The organism is Streptomyces hundungensis (assembly GCF_003627815.1).
GTDB lineage: Bacteria > Actinomycetota > Actinomycetes > Streptomycetales > Streptomycetaceae > Streptomyces > Streptomyces hundungensis_A.
Genome location: NZ_CP032698.1, coordinates 1,703,009 through 1,720,165 on the forward strand (window position 1 = coordinate 1,703,009; position 17,157 = coordinate 1,720,165).

Below are 17,157 nucleotides of genomic sequence, written 5' to 3' on the forward strand. Positions count from 1 at the left end.
TCAGCTCAACTCGCTTACGGCACCCAGTAGTTGCCGGACACGACGATCATCGACTGGAGCTGCACACTCGCGCCGTAGTAGATCTTCGGGTCCACGCGGGAGGAGGCAAGCTTGCCCCAGAGCGCGTCGAGCCAGGCCTGCGAGCCGGGGTCGGTGAGCGCGGCCACCGCGAACGGCGCGGTGAAGGCCATGTCCTGGCCGCCGTCGAACGTCGAACCGTTGAGGTGGTAACCGGTGACGATCTTCGAAGGGTCGCCGCCTGTGCTGCCCTTGATCCAGCCGTTGAGTTTGCGCGCGGAGTCGCGTGACGCCGTGTCGCCGCCGGTCACGGCGTCCGCGCCGATCCGCCATGCGTCACGGCAGGCGTTCCAGCCGTAGTCGCCGTCGTGAGTGGATTCGAGCACCTTGCCCGAGGCCGGCTTGGGCGCGCTGTTGGTGTTGACGACGAAGTCGGCCAACAGTCCCGTGCTGGAGCCGTACTTGGACTGCTGAGTGGTGATCAGGTTCTGGTGGGCGTCCCTGACCGTGTCCCAACTGGCGTCGCCCGTAGCCGACTTGAAGGCTCGGAAGTGGTCGGTCATCCAGTCCGAGGACCGCGAGATCCAGTAGTGCGACTCGCTCGGGGTCGACCAGTCGCCGAGGAGCATCAGATGCGTGGTGGGGTTGACCTCGCTCTTCTTGATGGCGTTGATGTGTTTGACGGCCAGGTTCTTGTAGTCGTACGTGCCGGAGCTGCTGCCCCACTGCCGGTCGGCGAGCAACAACGCGTAGGCGACGTCGAGGTCGCCGTCGGTGGCAGAGTCCGAGCCGTCGACGCTCTTGCAGGAACTGTCCTGCTCGGCGGCGAGCAGTCCCGGGTTGTTCGACGAGGGGTGGGCCAGTACGTACTTGACCATGCCGTCGAAGATCTTCTTGGCGTCGGTGTCCGCGCCGGCCATCAGTGCGGTGATCACCATGCCGTAACCCTGGCCCTCCCCGACATAGGGGTGGTCGGCGTCCGGCGAGAGGGTCTCGTACCAGCCGTTGCCGCAGTTCTGCCGCACGAACGCGGCCTTCCATTCCCGATACTTCTCGATCACCTGCTGGTCGATCGCCGACTGGCCGCCGGACGGCCTCAACGTGCCGTCGGCGTACGGGATTTGATGGCTGCCGAAGGGTAGGGCTGGGGCGGCCGACGCGCTGAGGTCTTGTGGGTCGGCGGCCGCGTGCGGCGCGACCGCCAGGGCTCCCGCGACAAGGCCCGCCGCCGCGACGAGGGCGCCGACCGCTCTTCTACGCTGCTGCCGCATCATGTCCGCTCCCCCTCAACCCGCGTACTGCGCGGTGATTTTGGTGAAGGCGTACGGTGACTGGCCGACCCCGCTGCACGAACTCCCGGCATCGCCGCCCGAGCCGCACTGACGGTCCCGGTTGACCGCCCAGAAGGTGAAGCGCGCGATGTGGTGCTGCTTGGCGTAGCCGAGCATGGTCTGGAAGTCGCCGGTGGTGACGGTCTCGTCGGACTCGTCGGTCTTGCCGTTCATGGACGAGACACCGATGTGCCGATACGCCGCGTCGTCGCTGTAGCCGTAGGCGCTCTTCACGGACGCCTTGAGGCCTTCGAGAGCGCTCACCGTGGCCGAACCCATGGTGCCGCTGTGACCCTCGAAGTCGAACGGCATGATCGTCCAGCCGTCGTTGGCGAGACCGGCGGCGGCGCCCTTCTTGATGAGGTCCTTGCCGTTGGAGTCGGGTCCGTTCGGGGTGGTCCCCATGGTCACGTAGGTGACGATCCCCGGATTGTTCTGCTTGACGGTCTTGAGAGCGCTCACCACCCGCTGGCGCACGGTGGCGTTGGAGAACTCGGTGTCCTCGATGTCGATGTCGAGCGCCTTGAGGTGGTACGCGTCGATCAGCTTCTGGTACGCCCCTGCGAGCGCGGAGGTGCTGGAACACTTCTCGCCGAGCTTGTTGCCGCTCCAGCCGCCGACGGAGACGACCACGTCGCCGCCCGCGGCACGGATGGATTTGATCGCGCTCTCATCGGAGCCACCGGTCAGCGGTCGCGAGCCGTCCCACTTCGGGTTGCAGCCGCCGTCGGACAGCACGAACGCCAAGGTGAACCACTTGACTCCGGTCGCCGCCATCACATCGGTCGGCTTCTGCGGGCTGCCCCAGCCGAGGTACTCGTACGGAGCGACCGCCATCGCCCCGGAGGCGGCGGCGCCGGTCGCGGCACCCACCTGCAAGGCGCCCGTCTGCGGGGCATCGGCCGCGTTGGCGGCCCCGGGTGCCGCGGCGATCAGGGGCAGGACCAGACAGCCGAGACCGGCGAGGGTCGAGACGAGACGACGGGCAGGTACGACGCGGGGAGGTACGGCAGTGGGCACGAGGGGGGTCCTTCCGGAGGGGGATGCGGGAGGGGTGAGGGGTGGGGGTGGAGCCGGGTGGGGAGGGAGTCGTGCGGGGGTGGGGAGTGGTGCGGGGCCCAAGGGGTTGTTGAGAGCGCTCACTTGGGCTGTGCGAGGTTAGGAAAGCTTCCTAACCACCCCTGTATCGCAGCGCCTGGAGCGCCTGGTGTCAATGCTTCGCGTGAGACCAAATCCCTTGCGCAGCAAGCCAGTTGACGATCTGCGGGCAGGGCGGAGCTGGGTGACGGCACGGCAGACCCGCCACCCGAGTCCCCGCCCGGCGGCTGTGGGAGTTCCGGATCAGGGCGCGATGGAGGCCGACGCCCCTGTCAGGCCCTTCGTCACGTAAGCGCTCCCGAGCCAGGCCTCGTCGATCCGTAGCCGCTTGTAGCGGGTGGTGTCCGTGGACGCGGCGTAGGTGCTGGTCACCTCCAGGCGGACATGGCTGGTGGAGGTGGCCGGGAGGTCGATGAAGGCGACTCCTCTGGCGCTCGGCAGAGTGCCGGACGCGATCGCGCTCCCCCAGTGCTTGCCGTCCCCGCTGACGTACACCTTGTAGTCCTTGATACGCGCCGACTGCTCGGTGTCCGAACGGGCGTAACTGACCGTATCCTCGCGCTGGTTGACGCCGAGATAGCGAACGGTCCTCGTCGTACCGAGCGCGAAGTCGAGCCGGACGGGGAGGGTTTTGGCGTTGTCCCAGTAGGTGAGGTGGTCCCCGTCGGCTGCTGCGGCCGCACCGTGGCCGTCCGTCGAGGGCGAGGCGCTCATCGTGTAGGTGGCGGGGTCGATGATTCCGGCACGCCCTCGCGTGGTCACCTTGAAGACGGTGTCGTACGGGTCCCACCCGGACAGCCCCGTCAGGGTGAGGGCGCCGCCGGCTTGACGGTATGAAATCACCGCTCCTGTACGGAGGTTGGTGACGGCGGTTACCTGGTAGCCGTTGTCCCGCACTTGGAGTGTCGAGGTGCGGGGCGGGGTGATGACATGGATGTAGTGGAGCCTGGGGTCGGTCTTGCTCACGGTGGTGACCCCGTGGGCGCCGTCGTTCCAGAGCCCGGGCTTGAGGCCGCCGTACAGATAGCCGCCGCCTTCGACCCCGTGCAACGACTCCCACACCTCAGTCAGATAGCCGTTCGCGAAGTCGTTGAACGCCGCCTGGTTGGAGGGGAAGACGCCGTTCACCTGGGCCGTCTCCGCCATGAGCGCCTTCACGGACGAACCGGCGTTGGTGATGAGCCGCCCGAGCGTGAGCTTCTTGTCCACGGCCGGATCGGAGCCGTCGTACCACCATGCCCCGGTCGCGGCAAGCTTGAAGTCGGCCTCGGTCAGGCGGGGTTGAGCGGTGTAGATCGCCTGGGGGTAGTCGTACGACGGCGTCATGCCCGTCTTCTGCTCGTTGCTGATCATGTCCATGATCGGCGTGTCTTCGTTGTTGTTGCTTAGCGTGCAGGCGGGGCACTTCTGGTAGATCTGCTCGTAGAGGTGGTGGCTCAGCCAGTAGTCGTTGTCGTTGTCGATCCAGAAACCGCCGAGGTCGGGGTAGCGGTTCATGACCTCGAAGAAGTTGTCGTAACTGAACTCCCCGAATCCTTCCCGGGCGGTCAGGTCGACCGTGCGTTTCTTGTACGTCGAGTAGCCGGCCGAGTCGAGCCACTCGTGGCCGCCGTCGGCGTGCCACTGGGGGTCGTCCGTCATGTAGAGGATGGTCTTGAGGCCCTTGGCCTTGGCGGCCGCGATCAGCTCGCCGAGGAAGTCCCGCTTGGTCGAACAACTGCCGGGGATCTTCGACGGCCAGGGCCGGGCGTAGCCGAGGCGACTGTGGAACGTGGCGAGCACCAGGTACTGGGCGTGCAGCTTGCGGGCCTCGTCGACCCAGTAGTCCGGGGTCCAGCCACCGGCCGTGACATCGGACTCCCAGGCGGAGCAACTGGTGTGGGCCGGAGCGGTCCGCTCCCCCCAGTGCAGGAAGAGGCCCGAGGTGGAGGCGCGCAGGAAGTCCTGGCGCGGGTTTTGAAGGTCGGCGCGGGCTGGTGCCTGGAGGGACAGCGCGCCGAGCACCAACGCCACCACGAGCAGAAGCCGCGCGGACCGGCGGGGGCGCTTGCGCGAGAGCGCTCTGCCGCGAAGGCATCCGGGCGGGGTGCTCGCGCCGGTTCGCGGTGAGAGCGCTCTCGCACCCTTACGCCTTGAGAGCGCTCTCGTGTCCGTACGCCTCGGGAGCGCTCTCCTGACTGGGCGCGTAGGGAGCGCTCTCGCGCCGGCCCATCTCAGGAGCGCTCTCACCTCGGCCCGCCGAAGCCGTGTCCTCCGATGTCTGCCGCGAGTCGGCTTGAGGGGTCCTTCATGGACGTACCTGCCTTCCTGAGAGGTGGGGTTCAGGAGTGAGGGCGAGTCGGAGGTGAACGACACCTGCCTCCCCGATTGCCGCCGCGACAGGCACGATGCCGTTCACATGGATGACCGTTGTTCAGTCATCTGCCATAGCGTCGCGCCTTGTCGGGGCACGGTCAATGGTTCGGACGGAGAAGGTCGGAGCTGTGTCGGGTGGGCGGCGCGAGCAGGGCGGCCGGGTTCTCGAATGGTGCGTCGGAAGCCCGGTGGAGTCGCAGGTCAGCCGCGAGCCGAGAGGGCAGAGTGGGAATGTGAGACTCTCCTCGTTCGTTGACGGGAGGAGTACCAACCGACGACGTAAGGATCGACCGCTCGTGAGCAAGGTCCCCTCCATCACCCTCAACAACGGCGTCGAGATGCCCCAGCTCGGTTTCGGTGTCTGGCAGGTGCCGGACGACGAGGCCGCGAAGGCGGTGGCCACGGCCATCGAGTCCGGGTACCGGAGCATCGACACCGCCGCGATCTACGAGAACGAGACGGGCACCGGCAAGGCCGTTGCCGGCTCAGGAGTCGCCCGCGAAGAGCTGTTCATCACGACGAAGCTCTGGAACTCGGAGCAGGGTTACGACGCGACCCTGCGCGCCTTCGACGCCTCCCTCGACAAGCTGGGCCTCGACTACGTCGACCTGTATCTGATCCACTGGCCGGTGCCGGCCAAGGACGCGTACGTCGACACCTTCCGCGCGTTCGAGAAGATCTACGAGGAGGGCCGGGCCAAGGCGATCGGCGTCTCCAACTTCCAGCCGGAGCACCTGAAGCGGTTGCTCGGCGAGACCTCTGTGGTGCCTGCCGTCAACCAGATCGAGCTGCACCCGCAGCTCGCGCAGGCCGAGTCGCGCGCTCTGCACGCCCAGCACTCCATCGCGACGGAAGCCTGGTCGCCGCTGGGCCAGGGCCGTGGGCTCCTGGAGGTCCCGACCGTCGTCGCGATCGCGCGCAAGCACGACCGCACCCCGGCGCAGGTCGTGCTGCGCTGGCACATCCAGCTGGGCAACGTGGTGATCCCGAAGTCCGTGACGCCGTCGCGGATCCAGGAGAACATCGACGTGTTCGGCTTCGAGCTCGACGCCGACGACCTGGCCGCGCTGGCCGCGCTCGACGAGGGCAAGCGGCTCGGTCCGAACCCGGCGGAGTTCAACCTCGGTGCCTGACCGACCGGCGACCGAGGGGGCTGCCTGGGCAGCCGCATGGACATCCGCATGAGTAGTCGCCCAGGGATCTGATCAGCGCATCACGAAGGGGCGTCGTCCGAATGACTCGGACGACGCCCCTTTTGTCGTTTTCCGATTTTGGTTGGTCAGCCACCTGCCAAAAATGTTCATTCAAGTACGTCACTCAGGCAAAGCGTTCGACATCATGCGCTAAACGCTCTTGTCCTGCGCATGACCCTCCGGATGGGATCACGAGGACCGCCCCGCGCGGCTTCACCCCACACAGGGAGCATTCATGCGCATAGCCCTCCCCCGGACCCGTACCGCGGCTGCGACAGTCGGGGCCACCGCCCTTGCCGCCGCCGCGGTGATGGCCACCCCGCTGTCCGGGTCCGCCACTGCCGCACCTGCCGTCCCGCAGGTCAAGCCCGTCCCGGCCGTCGCCGGACACCAGCTCGCCCACTCGACCAGCGGCCCGCTCACCAGCGAGCAGTGCCAGGCCAAGTGGAAGATCGCCTGCTACGGCCCGTTGCAGTACCGCCAGGCGTACAACCTCAACCCGCTCTACAAGGCGGGCATCACCGGCAAGGGCCGCACGATCGTGATCGTGGACTCCTTCGGCTCGCCGACGATCCAGCACGACCTGGACGTGTACAGCAAGCAGTACGGGATCCCGAGCAGCAAGGTCGACGTGGTCAAGTGGGGCAACGTCCCCGCCTGGGACCCGAAGAACAAGGACATGACCGGCTGGGCCGGAGAGTCCACGCTCGACGTCGAGATGGCCCATGCGGTGGCCCCGGACGCGAAGATCGTCCTGGTGGAGACCGCGGTCGCCGAGACCGAGGGCGTCACCGGCCTGCCCGAGATGATGGACGCCGAGAAGCACCTCATCGACCGCGGCATCGGCGACGTCATCAGCCAGAGCTTCGGCGCCACGGAGAACACCTTCCCCGGCTTCGACAAGGGCGACTTCTCCAGCATCAAGAACCTGCGGTACGCGTTCAAGGACGCGGCCGCGCACGGCGTGACCGTGCTCGCCTCCTCCGGTGACGGCGGCGCCACCGACAACACGGCGGACGGCAGCGGCTACTACAAGGAGCGCGTCAACTCCTGGCCCTCCTCCGACCCGCTGGTCACCTCCATCGGCGGCACCCAGCTGCACCTGGACGACAAGGGCAATCGCCTCAGCCCTGAGAGCGTTTACAACGACAACGGGGCGGGCGGCGGCGGTCAGTCGCACGTCTTCGAGCGCCCGTCCTACCAGGATGGCGTGCGCGGCGCCGTCGGCAACCGGCGCGGCACCCCCGACATCTCGATGGCGGCCGCGGTCAACGGCGGCGCGTGGGTGTACTCCAGCTACGACCCGACCGCCGTCGGCTGGGACGTGTCCGGCGGTACGAGTGAGGCGGCCCCGCTGTTCTCCGGCATCGTCGCCCTCGCCGACCAGGCCGCGGGCCACCGCCTGGGCAACATCAACGACGCGCTGTACTCGCTGTACAAGCACCAGGGCTACAAGCCCGGCTCCGGCCTCGTGGACGTCAACGACGGCACGAACAACAGCTACGCGGGCGTCACCGGCTACACCGCGGTGAAGGGCTACGACATGGCGACCGGCGTCGGCACGATCGACGCGGCCCGCTTCGTGACCGCACTGGCCCACGAGAGCCGCCGACACCACTGACGGCCCGCGCGGCCGGGGGTGGGTGACCGCGCCGGGACGCGGAAGCCGCCATCAGCGACCGGCCGCCGTCCCGCGCCCTCACGGTCGTGAGTGGAGTGCGCTCCGGTCATGACGACGCCGCCGCCCGATACCTCCGGGCGGCGGCGTCCTCGCGTCCGCAGACGTCCTCGCACCGCGCACGTCTTGGGCGTCGCGTGCCGGACACCGCGCGGGGTCACGGCGTTGTACTGGCCCCAAGTGCCCTGGGGTTGACCCCGGGCGGCGACCACGACCGTGCCCTGCGGAGCACCAACTACGCCTTGCCGTAAGGAAGTTGTAGGTGTCGGCAGGGCGTCATGGCGACCCCGGAGTCACTCCTCCCCCAGGTCTCGGTAGCCCGCCAGGATGAAGTCGACTGTGCGGTCGAAGCGGGCCGCGAAGTCGAGGCCGGCGCGGGTCGCCGTCACCTCGGCGAGCAGCGGGAAGCGCTTCGGGTCCGGCGCGGCGTCGTCGAGGTCGGGGGCGTCCGTACGTTCGCCCGGGGTGCGGCCGGCTTCGGCGAGGGTGTGGCCGATCACGAACGTGGCAAGGGCGTTGATGACGTCCATCGCTCGGCCGAGCCCGAGGCCCGCGTCCGTCAGGGCGGCCAACCACTCCTCCAACAGGTCGAGATCATCGGCGGAGCTCAGCGGGCGGGTGGCGACGAGCGGCAACACCCCTGGGTGCCGCAGGAGTTCGCCCCGTAGCCCGACAGCGAAGGCACGGGCCCATCCGGTCCAGTCACCCCCGCCCACGCCGGAGCCCAAGCTGGATCTGGAGCCCGAGACCGAGTCCGAGCCGGAGCCGGAGTCTGAGCCGGAATCTGAGCCCGAGCCGAAGCCCGAGTCGGCGCCCGCGCCCGAGTCCGCGCCCGCGCCCGAGTCGGCGGCAGCAGCCCGCCCCTCGCGCGCGGAGGAAGACGCGGTGCCGCCCGGTGGTAGTCCCATCGCGGCCCGGCGGACGACTCGGCCGACCAGCGAGTCCAGCAACTCGCCCTTGTTTCCCACATGGTGATAGAGCGTCATTGCCTCCACGCCGAGCTCGGCGCCGAGCTTGCGCATGGTGAGGGCGGCGACGCCTTCGCGGTCGACGAGGTCCAGCGCCGCGTCGAGTACCCGCTCGCGGCTGAGCCCCGCCTTGGGCCGTGCTCGCCGGTCGGCCATCAGTCTCTCCTCGCGTCCGTCCTGCTGCGTCGCAGAAGCCCCTTGACGATTCTTACGTCGTAAGGGCACTCTATCCCCAGCCGGGAAACTTACGTCGTAAGAATCCTTCCGGCGCACACCCGCACACCCGCACCCCGCACCCGGGGCCCGGCACTTCAACAGGGCCGGCCACGACTGGAGGTAACACCATGCTGATCGGTACTTCTCTGCGCCGCCTCAACGACGGAGTCGACTACGCCACCTTCCGCAAGGCGTGGCTGCCCGACGAGGCCATCCCCGGTGACCCGCGCCGGGTGTTGAGCGCTCTCAGCCTCGACGACCCGCAGGAGATCCTGACCTGTGCGCTGATCGACGCGGAACCCGCCGACATCCCCGTATGGATGGAGCGCATCGCGGCCGGCGAACAGCGCCGCATGGACCGTCTGGCTGGCCTGGTCGGCCCCTCGCTCGGCGGCGGGGTGTTCCGAGTGGTCGGCGACGACGACCTGTCCCGGCTCATCCGGGCGTGAGACATCGTCGGGCCCTCGGGGACGGCTGCTCCTTGGGGGCGAGAGCGCGCTCTCAGGCGGCGTCGGCTCTCACCTTCACCTGCCGCCTGCGTTGACTCCGGTCGCCGCCGTTCCGCCGCCGCCCAGCGTGCGGTGTTCCTGTGGGCTGATGCCACGGACTCGTTTGAAGGCGGCGCTCAGCGCGAACGCGCCGCTGTATCCGACCTGGCGGGCGATGGCTTCGACGGTGGCGTCAGTCTCCCGCAGTCGGTCGGCGGCGAGCGCCAGGCGCCAGCCGGTCAGATACGCCATCGGCGGCTCCCCCACCAACTCGGTGAAGCGGCGCGCGAATCCGGCCCGTGACACCCCGCACTTCGCGGCGAGCGAGGCCACCGTCCAGGGATGGGCCGGGCTGTTCTGCACGAGCCGCAGCGCGGGTCCGACCACCGGGTCTCCCATCGCCCGGTACCAGGCGGGCGCGTCGGCGCCGGGGCGCGAGAACCAGGAGCGCAGTACCGCGATGAGGAGCAGATCGAGGAGCCGGTCCAGGACGACGCTCTGTCCGGGTTCGTCGCGTGAGATCTCGTCGTCGAGCAGCGGCATCAGCGAACGGTTCCACTCCCGCGAGGACAGGCGCAGCACCGGGGGCAACGCGCCGAGGAGTCGTCCGCTGATCTCACCCTCCATCAGATAGGTGCCGACCAGCATGGTCGCCGAGCCGTTCGGGGCGTTGCCCCAGGTGCGTATGCCCAGGTCCATGGAGGTTGAGAGCGCTTCCCCGCGCAGTGTGGTGCAGACGCCGCCGGGGCCGATGCGTGCGAACGGGGCGAGATCCGGGGCGTGGGCGACGGTGTACGGGTCGGGGCCGCGCACGATGACGATGTCGCCGGGGCCGATGTGCACGGCGTCGCCATCGCCGCCGCCGTCACCGCTGTCCCCGTCGCGCACGATCCAGGCCTCGCCGGCCGTCATCGACATCAGGCAGATCGGCGCGCGGTCCTCGATCCGTACGGACCAGGGCGGCTCCATGACCATGCGCATCAGGAAGGCCCCCCGGGCCCGCGGTCCGTCGAGCAGTCCGGCGAGTGCGTCCATGGGGTCAGCGTAAAGGGAGCCCGGCGGGCGGGTTGTTGGACGGACGCGTATGGGGGCTGGCCTTTGACGCATGGAGAGTCCAGGGGCGGGCGGCGACGCTTGACGCATGACGAACACGACGCAAGGCCTTGGCACGACAGACGAGTTGAAGGGGGCGGACGCGATGGCGCCTGGCACGGTGCTGGTGACGAGCGGCACGGGGAAGACGGGGCATCGGGTGTGCGAGCGTCTCGTCGCGCGGGGGGTGCGGGTCCGGTCGGGGTCCCGGTCGGGTGGGGCTCTCTTCGACTGGGCGGACGCCACGACGTGGGGCCCGGCGTTGCACGGCGTGGATGCCGCCTATGTCGCCTACTACCCCGATCTCGCGGCGCCCGGTTCGCAAGACGCGATGCGCCTCTTCGGCCGTATCGCGGCGGCCAGCGGGGTGCACCGGATCGTGCTGCTGTCCGGTCGGGGCGAGCCGGAGGCGGCCCGCGCCGAGAGCGCTCTCAGGGAGAGCTGCCCGGACCTCACGGTGGTGCGGGCCGCGTTCTTCGCGCAGAACTTCAGCGAGGGCGCGATGGTCGAGGGTGTTCTCGCGGGGACGGTGGCGTTCCCGGGCGGTGAGATCGCCGAACCCTGGCTCGATGTGGACGACTTGGCCGATATCGTGCTCCACGCTCTCACCGAGGACGGTCACGCCGCGCAGACCTATGAGTTGACGGGGCCTCGGCTGCTCACCTTCGCCGAGGTCACCGCCGAGCTGTCCCGTGCGACGGGCCGCGAGATCCGATACGTCCCGGTGTCGGGCGCCCAGTACGCGGAGATGCTCACGCAGTACGGCATGGCCGCGCCGGAGGCGGAGTGGCTGGCCGGGCTCTTCACCACGCTCCTCGACGGCCACAACGCCTCGACCACGGACGGTGTGAAGCAAGTTCTGGGGCGGGAGCCCCGCGACTTCGCCGAGTTCGCCCGGGACGCGGCCGCGGCGGGTGACTGGCACGTGTGAGCCGTCGCCGGGGCGGATCCCCGGCCGGGGGGACGGGCCGTATAGGGGTCGGCCCGTCCCCCGGCCGGGCCGGCGATCGTCCGTGGGGCCGCGTCCGACGGTCAGCCCGCGCCGTGGATGGGAGCGATCTCCTCGACACGGTGGGCGAGTTGGAAGTCGAGCTCGGTGACGGCGCCGCCCGCGTCATGGGTGTTCACGGACAGGGTGAGGGTGTTGTAGCCGAGGGTGAGGTCGGAGTGGTGGCCGAGCTCCTCCTGGATCTGGGCGACATGGACGACCATCGCCGTCGCGGCGAAGTGGCCGCCCAGACGGTAACTGCGGGCGATCCGGTCGTGGTCGTCCGAGAGCGACCAGCCGGGCAGTTCACGCAGCCGGTCCTCGATGTCCTTCTGCGACAGCGGCTCAACAGGCATGTCCGGGTACTCCTTACGGGGTGGTGACATGGCGGGGTGGATCGGTGACGGAGAGGCTTCGGTTCCGTAGCGTCTCCTCTATGCGTGTACTTGTCACGGGAGGCGCGGGCTTCATCGGCTCGCACATTGTCACAGCCCTGGCCACCCACGGCCATGAGCCCATCGTTCTGGACCGGGCGGTCCGGCCGGTCGACGACGTCCGCGATCCAGAGGCCGTCGCCCGGGCGTTGCACGGGGTGGACGCGGTGTGCCACCAGGCGGCGATGGTCGGCCTCGGCACCGGTTTCGGCGACGCCGCCGACTATGTGAGCTGCAACGACCTCGGCACCGCGGTGCTCCTGACGGCCATGGCCGAGGCGGGAGTGCGGGACCTGGTGCTCGCCGGGTCGATGGTGGTCTACGGAGAGGGCCGCTATGCGTGCCCCGAGCACGGCGTGGTGCGCCCCGGGCCGCGGCCGGTGGAGTGGCTCGACGCGGGCCGCTTCGAGCCCCCCTGCCCGCACTGCGGGGCCGAGTTGGCCCCGGGCCTGGTCGCTGAGGACGCGCCCGTCGACCCGCGCAACGTGTACGCCACGACCAAGTTGGCGCAGGAGCATCTGGCCGCCGCGTGGGCGCGGGCGACCGGTGGGCGGGCGGTGTCGCTGCGCTACCACAATGTGTACGGGCCGGGGATGCCGCGGGACACGCCCTATGCGGGGGTGGCCTCGTTCTTCCGCTCGTCTCTGGCGCGCGGCGAGGCGCCGCGGGTCTTCGAGGACGGCCGCCAGCGTCGGGACTTCGTGCACGTGCGCGATGTGGCCGGGGCGAACGTGGTGGCGCTGGAAGCGCTCTCAGGACGGCCGCCCGGTGTGCTGGGCGCGTACAACGCGGGGAGCGGAACCCCGCACACCGTGGGCGAGATGGCCCGGGCGCTGGCCTCGGCGCACGGTGGCCCCGACCCGGTGGTGACGGGTGAGTACCGGCTCGGCGACGTGCGGCACATCACCGCGGACTCGGGGCGGCTGCGGCGTGAGCTGGGGTGGAAGCCGGCGGTGGGTTTCGCGGAGGGAATGGCGGAGTTCGCGACGGCGCGGTGACACCCCCCACGGTGGCCGGCGGCCGGGCGGCCTTTACGCGCGCGCCGCCGGCAGGGTGCGGCGGTGGCCGGCGGGGCGGGCTGCGCCCTACGCGCGCGCCGCCGGCAGGGTGAGTTCGAAGCGGCAGCCGCCTGCCACGTTGCGTACCTCGGCGCGGCCCGAGTGCGCCTCCACTATGCCGCGGACGATCGCGAGGCCGAGGCCGGCTCCGCCGGGTGGGGTGCGGGCCTGGGTGCCGCGCCACCCGGTGTCGAAGACGCGGGGCAGATCGTCGTCGGGGATGCCGCCGCAGCCGTCGGTGACGGAGAGCGTGACCGTGCCGTCGTGGTCCTGGGCGCCGACCGCCACGGTGCCGTCGGCCGGGGTGTGCCGGATGGCGTTGACCAGGAGGTTGGCGAGGACCCGGGTCATCTCCTTGCCGTCCACCTCGACCGGTACGGCATCGACGCGCTCGCCGACGAGGCGTACTCCGTGTTCGCGGGCGAGCGGGTCCGCGCCGGCCAGTGCGTCACCGATCAGGTCGTGGACGGACATCCGGGCGGGGTTGAGTGAGAGCGCTCCCGCGTGGATGCGGGAGAGCTCGAAGAGGTCGCCCACCATGGAGTTGAGGCGTTCGACCTCGGTTCTGATCTGCCGGAAGTAGCGGTCGGGGTCCTTGGCCATGCCGTCCTCGAGGGCCTCGGCCATCGCGCGGAGCCCGGCGAGCGGGGTGCGCAGGTCGTGCGAGATCCATGCGACGAGTTCGCGCCGTGAGGTCTCCAGCGCCCGCTCCCGTTCCCGTGACTCGGTCAGTTTCGCGCTGGTGGCCGCCAACTCGCGGCTCAGCGCGGCCAGTTCGGCGGTGGCGGGCCCGGTCGGCGCGTCGAAGCGGCCGCCGTCGCCGAACGAGCGGGTGGCCAGCGCCAGCCGGTGGCTGCTGGCGACGACACTGCGGCCGAGGAGCAGGGCGGTGACCAGTGAGGCGACGGCGGCCATGGCGACGACCACGGTCACCACCGTCAGGTCGTGGGAGTTCAGGAGCATCGCCCAGGCGACGGCGAGCGTGCCGGCCAGCATCGCGAGGACCGCCACGGCCGCCACGACGGCGACGGACGCGGTGAGCGAGCGGTGGCGCAGGAGCCGCAGGGCCAGTGCCCCGCCGAGCCCGGCGAGTGCGGCGCCGAGGAACGCGTACACCGCGATGAGCAGGATGTCACCCACGGCCGGCCCCCTGGCCTCCGTGCGTGGCGGCACTCGGTTCGGCATCGGCCACGTGGAGCGGTGCCATGGGGGGCTCGGCCGTCTCGAAGCGGTAGCCGACGCCCCAGACCGTGCGGATCAGGGCCGGCTTCGCCGGGTCGGTTTCGATCTTGCCGCGCAGGCGTCGGACGTGGACGGTGACCGTGGACAGGTCGCCGAACTCCCACCCCCACACCTCGTGCATCAGCCGCTCGCGGGAGATCGCCTCGCCGGGGCGGTCCAGGAGGTAGGCGAGGAGGTCGAACTCCCGCAGAGTCAGGGCGAGTTCACGGCCGTCCTTCGCGGCGGTACGGGCGGCCGGGTCGAGGGTGATGCCGCAGCGGGACACGGGCGGCCCCGGGCGCGCCGTGGTGGCGCGGGCGCGGCGCAGCACCGACTCGACGCGCAGGACGAGTTCGCGCGGGCTGAAGGGCTTGGTCACGTAGTCGTCGGCGCCTATCTCCAGGCCGAGGATGCGGTCGTCCTCGTCGCCGCGCGCGGTCAGCATGATCACGGGTACGGGGGCCGTGGCGCGAAGGCGCCGGCAGACCTCCAGGCCGTCCATGCCGGGCAGCATCAGATCGAGAACCACCAGGTCGGGGCGGCGTCCGGCGGCGGCGCGCAGGGCGGCGGGGCCGTCGGTGGCGAGGTCGACGGTGTGGCCCGCGCGTTCCAGGTAGCCGGTGACGACCTCGGCTACGGTCGGGTCGTCGTCGACGACCAGGATGCGGCTCTCGGTGCTGTGCATGGGATCCAGCCTCGCACCGCCTGGGGGCGTCCGTCTGCGCCACGTGGGACACGGGCGGGCGATGTCCGCGTTTCGTAAGAACCCGAAATCCGTTTTGTCCGGTTTGGATTCGTACGGTGAGGGCGTGACTGAATCCTCCTCCGCAACCCCCGCGGTGCCACCTGCCGCAGCCCCTCGCGCACCGCGCGGGGTGGCCGTGGACGTCGTACTGCCCTGTCTCGACGAGGCCGGGGCGCTGCCCTGGGTGCTGGCCCGGATCCCGGACGGCTGGCGGGCCGTCGTGGTCGACAACGGCTCCTCGGACGGTTCGCCCGAGGTGGCGCGCTCGCTGGGCGCGACCGTCGTGCACGAGCCCCGCCGGGGTTTCGGCGCGGCCTGCCACGCCGGGCTGCTCGCCGCCGAGGCCGAATACGTCTGCTTCTGCGACTGCGACGCCTCCCTCGATCCGGCCGAGCTGGTCCCCTATGTGAGCGAGGTGGCGTCCGGCGGCGCCGACCTGGTGCTCGGCCGCCGCCGGCCGCGGGAGCGGGGGGCTTGGCCGCTGCACGCGCGGGCCGGCAATCTGGCGCTCGCGCGGATGCTGAACCGGCGTACCGGGCTTCGCCTGCACGACCTGGGCCCGCTGCGGGCCGCGCGCCGTGAGGCGCTGCTCGGGCTCGGGCTCACCGATCGGCGCAGCGGCTATCCGCTCCAGATGGTGGTGCGTGCGGCGGACGCCGGATGGCGGGTGAGCGAGCACGATGTGCCGTATCTGGCGCGCACCGGTAAGTCGAAGGTCACGGGGACCTGGCGGGGCACCTGGCAGGCGGTGCGCGACATGCGCCAGGTGCTGGCCGAACCACCGGTGGCGCCGCGCGTGCCGGCGGTGTCCCGATGAGCGGGGCGGGCGGGTCGGCTGCGGGTACGACGCTGATCGTGCTGGCGAAGGCGCCGGTGCCGGGCCGGGTCAAGACCCGGCTCACTCCGCCGTACACGCCCGAGGAGGCGGCCCGGATCGCCGAGGCGTCGCTCGCCGACACCCTGGACGTCGCGCTGGCCGTGCCGGTGCGCAGGAGAGTGCTGGTGTTGGACGGCGCGCCGGGGCCGTGGCTGCCGCCGGGCATCGAGGTGCTGGCGCAGTGCGCGGGGGGTCTGGACGAACGGATCGCGGCGGCGTTCGCCGCGTGCCCCGGCCCCGCTCTCCTGATCGGCATGGACACCCCGCAGGTGAGTCCGGCGCTCCTTGCGCCCGCGCTGGCGGATCCGCGTCCCGGTGAGGCCTGGTTCGGGCCGGCCGAGGACGGCGGGTTCTGGGCGCTCGGTCTGACCGAGCCCGACCCCGCGCTGCTGCTCGGGGTGCCGATGTCGGTGCCCGAGACCGGGCGTGTCCAGCGGCAGCGGTTGCACGACGCCGGGCTCACGGTGCGTGAACTGGCGTGGCTGCGGGACGTGGACACGGCGCGGGACGCCCGTCTGGTCGCGGCCGAGGCCCCGGGCGGCCGGTTCGCCCGCGCCGTGGGGGCGGGCCGCCCCGTGCGCGCCGCCGTGCCGACCGAGCGGCGGTCCCACGAGTCCGTGACGCCCGCGCCCACCGCGGGTGAGGCCTCGACGGCGGGGCCGCACCCATGGTGAGAGCGCTCTCGGCCCCGACGACCGCGGCCCCCACCGCCTGGCACGCCGACCCCTACACCGATGCACTGCGCGCCCGGCGCGGCCCGCTGTTCCTGCGCAGACCGGACGGCTGGCTGCTGCCACTGGAAGTCGAACGCTGGTGTACGGAACCGGACTTGGCGGACCGTACGGTGCTGCGCCGATGTCGCGGCACGGTGTTGGACATCGGTTGCGGACCCGGCCGGCTGGTCGCCGCGCTCGCCGCGGAGGGGGTGGCGGCGCTGGGGGTCGATGTGAGCCCCGAGGCGGTTCGCCACACGCGTGCGTGGGGTGGCAGCGCGCTGTGCCGCTCGGTCTTCGACCGGCTGCCGGGCGAGGGCCGCTGGGACACGGCGCTGCTCGTCGACGGCAATGTGGGCATCGGTGGCGACCCGGCGACGCTGCTGTCCCGCGTGGCTCAACTCGTCGTGCCCGATGGGCTGTTGCTGGTGGAGACGGCTCCGTACGAGATCGACGAGCGGATGCGGGTGCGGGTGGCCGACGCGCACGGTGCGACGGGGAGCGACTTTCCGTGGGCCCGGCTCGGGACGAACGCGCTGCTGTCGTGTGCCCGGCCGCTCGGCTGGCGACCGGCGGGGCGCTGGACCGCGACGGGCCGTCCGTTCGTGGCCCTTCGCCGTGGGTGAGAGCGCTTCCATCCGTACGCCGTCACGGTGTGCCGGGGAGAGGTGAAGGGACGGGGCG

General features: G+C 70.7%; 16 protein-coding genes. 8 read left to right on the plus strand and 8 right to left on the minus strand.

What is annotated here, in order from left to right:
- Positions 1–14: 14 nt before the first annotated feature.
- The 3 genes from DWB77_RS07640 to DWB77_RS07655 all read right to left on the minus strand — a co-directional run bounded on the left by DWB77_RS07640 (position 15) and on the right by DWB77_RS07655 (position 4,463).
- A complete protein-coding gene (locus DWB77_RS07640) occupies positions 15–1,292 on the minus strand; it encodes a glycosyl hydrolase family 8 (RefSeq protein ID WP_120720524.1) in 1,278 nt (425 codons plus the stop codon).
- A gap of 12 nt (positions 1,293–1,304) precedes the next feature.
- On the minus strand, positions 1,305–2,369 hold the full coding sequence (locus tag DWB77_RS07645; RefSeq protein ID WP_342777929.1) for a chitinase: 1,065 nt from the start codon (positions 2,367–2,369) through the stop codon (positions 1,305–1,307).
- Positions 2,370–2,690: 321 nt separating this feature from the next.
- Positions 2,691–4,463 carry an alpha-L-fucosidase gene (locus DWB77_RS07655; RefSeq protein ID WP_246033451.1) on the minus strand — a complete coding sequence of 591 codons (1,773 nt, stop codon included), beginning with the start codon at positions 4,461–4,463 and terminating at the stop codon, positions 2,691–2,693.
- 635 nt (positions 4,464–5,098) lie between these two features.
- Here DWB77_RS07655 and DWB77_RS07660 point away from each other — a divergent pair.
- Together DWB77_RS07660 and DWB77_RS07665 are read left to right on the plus strand one after the other, a co-directional pair.
- Positions 5,099–5,935, plus strand: a complete 837-nt coding sequence (locus DWB77_RS07660; RefSeq protein WP_120720525.1) for an aldo/keto reductase — start codon at positions 5,099–5,101, stop codon at positions 5,933–5,935.
- A 295-nt stretch (positions 5,936–6,230) separates the two neighbouring features.
- Positions 6,231–7,616 carry a S53 family peptidase gene (locus tag DWB77_RS07665; protein WP_120720526.1) on the plus strand — a complete coding sequence of 462 codons (1,386 nt, stop codon included), beginning with the start codon at positions 6,231–6,233 and terminating at the stop codon, positions 7,614–7,616.
- A gap of 350 nt (positions 7,617–7,966) precedes the next feature.
- Here DWB77_RS07665 and DWB77_RS07670 read toward each other — a convergent pair whose 3' ends face one another.
- A complete protein-coding gene (locus tag DWB77_RS07670) occupies positions 7,967–8,797 on the minus strand; it encodes a TetR/AcrR family transcriptional regulator C-terminal domain-containing protein (protein WP_120720527.1) in 831 nt (276 codons plus the stop codon).
- A gap of 188 nt (positions 8,798–8,985) precedes the next feature.
- Here DWB77_RS07670 and DWB77_RS07675 point away from each other — a divergent pair, with 188 nt between their 5' ends.
- On the plus strand, positions 8,986–9,306 hold the full coding sequence (locus DWB77_RS07675; RefSeq protein WP_120720528.1) for a hypothetical protein: 321 nt from the start codon (positions 8,986–8,988) through the stop codon (positions 9,304–9,306).
- A gap of 75 nt (positions 9,307–9,381) precedes the next feature.
- On the opposite strand, the gene DWB77_RS07680 is transcribed toward DWB77_RS07675, so the two are convergent.
- A complete protein-coding gene (locus tag DWB77_RS07680) occupies positions 9,382–10,380 on the minus strand; it encodes an AraC family transcriptional regulator (RefSeq protein WP_120720529.1) in 999 nt (332 codons plus the stop codon).
- A 106-nt stretch (positions 10,381–10,486) separates the two neighbouring features.
- On the opposite strand from DWB77_RS07680, the gene DWB77_RS07685 reads away from it, so the two are divergent.
- The gene (locus tag DWB77_RS07685) at positions 10,487–11,368 is read left to right on the plus strand and encodes an NmrA family transcriptional regulator (protein WP_428985109.1); all 882 of its coding nucleotides are present in this window, start codon (positions 10,487–10,489) and stop codon (positions 11,366–11,368) included.
- A gap of 101 nt (positions 11,369–11,469) precedes the next feature.
- Here DWB77_RS07685 and DWB77_RS07690 read toward each other — a convergent pair whose 3' ends face one another.
- Positions 11,470–11,781, minus strand: a complete 312-nt coding sequence (locus tag DWB77_RS07690) for a 4a-hydroxytetrahydrobiopterin dehydratase (RefSeq protein WP_120720530.1) — start codon at positions 11,779–11,781, stop codon at positions 11,470–11,472.
- A gap of 80 nt (positions 11,782–11,861) precedes the next feature.
- Between DWB77_RS07690 and DWB77_RS07695 the strand changes: the two genes are divergently transcribed.
- Positions 11,862–12,857 carry an NAD-dependent epimerase/dehydratase family protein gene (locus tag DWB77_RS07695; RefSeq protein ID WP_120720531.1) on the plus strand — a complete coding sequence of 332 codons (996 nt, stop codon included), beginning with the start codon at positions 11,862–11,864 and terminating at the stop codon, positions 12,855–12,857.
- A gap of 87 nt (positions 12,858–12,944) precedes the next feature.
- Here DWB77_RS07695 and DWB77_RS07700 read toward each other — a convergent pair whose 3' ends face one another.
- The gene (locus DWB77_RS07700) at positions 12,945–14,057 is read right to left on the minus strand and encodes a sensor histidine kinase (protein ID WP_120720532.1); all 1,113 of its coding nucleotides are present in this window, start codon (positions 14,055–14,057) and stop codon (positions 12,945–12,947) included.
- Positions 14,050–14,823 carry a response regulator transcription factor gene (locus tag DWB77_RS07705; RefSeq protein WP_120720533.1) on the minus strand — a complete coding sequence of 258 codons (774 nt, stop codon included), beginning with the start codon at positions 14,821–14,823 and terminating at the stop codon, positions 14,050–14,052. The genes DWB77_RS07700 and DWB77_RS07705 overlap by 8 nt, the downstream gene beginning before the upstream one ends.
- A 154-nt stretch (positions 14,824–14,977) precedes the next feature.
- Between DWB77_RS07705 and DWB77_RS07710 the strand changes: the two genes are divergently transcribed.
- From DWB77_RS07710 to DWB77_RS07720, 3 genes are read left to right on the plus strand one after another with little or no spacing between them, the layout of a single operon-like run.
- On the plus strand, positions 14,978–15,700 hold the full coding sequence (locus DWB77_RS07710; protein WP_281280088.1) for a glycosyltransferase family 2 protein: 723 nt from the start codon (positions 14,978–14,980) through the stop codon (positions 15,698–15,700).
- Positions 15,697–16,434: a TIGR04282 family arsenosugar biosynthesis glycosyltransferase gene (locus DWB77_RS07715; protein WP_120720535.1), complete on the plus strand. Its 738-nt coding sequence runs from the start codon at positions 15,697–15,699 to the stop codon at positions 16,432–16,434. The genes DWB77_RS07710 and DWB77_RS07715 overlap by 4 nt, the downstream gene beginning before the upstream one ends.
- The gene (locus DWB77_RS07720; RefSeq protein ID WP_120720536.1) at positions 16,428–17,099 is read left to right on the plus strand and encodes a class I SAM-dependent methyltransferase; all 672 of its coding nucleotides are present in this window, start codon (positions 16,428–16,430) and stop codon (positions 17,097–17,099) included. Before DWB77_RS07715 ends, DWB77_RS07720 begins: the two co-directional genes overlap by 7 nt.
- Positions 17,100–17,157 lie beyond the last annotated feature (58 nt).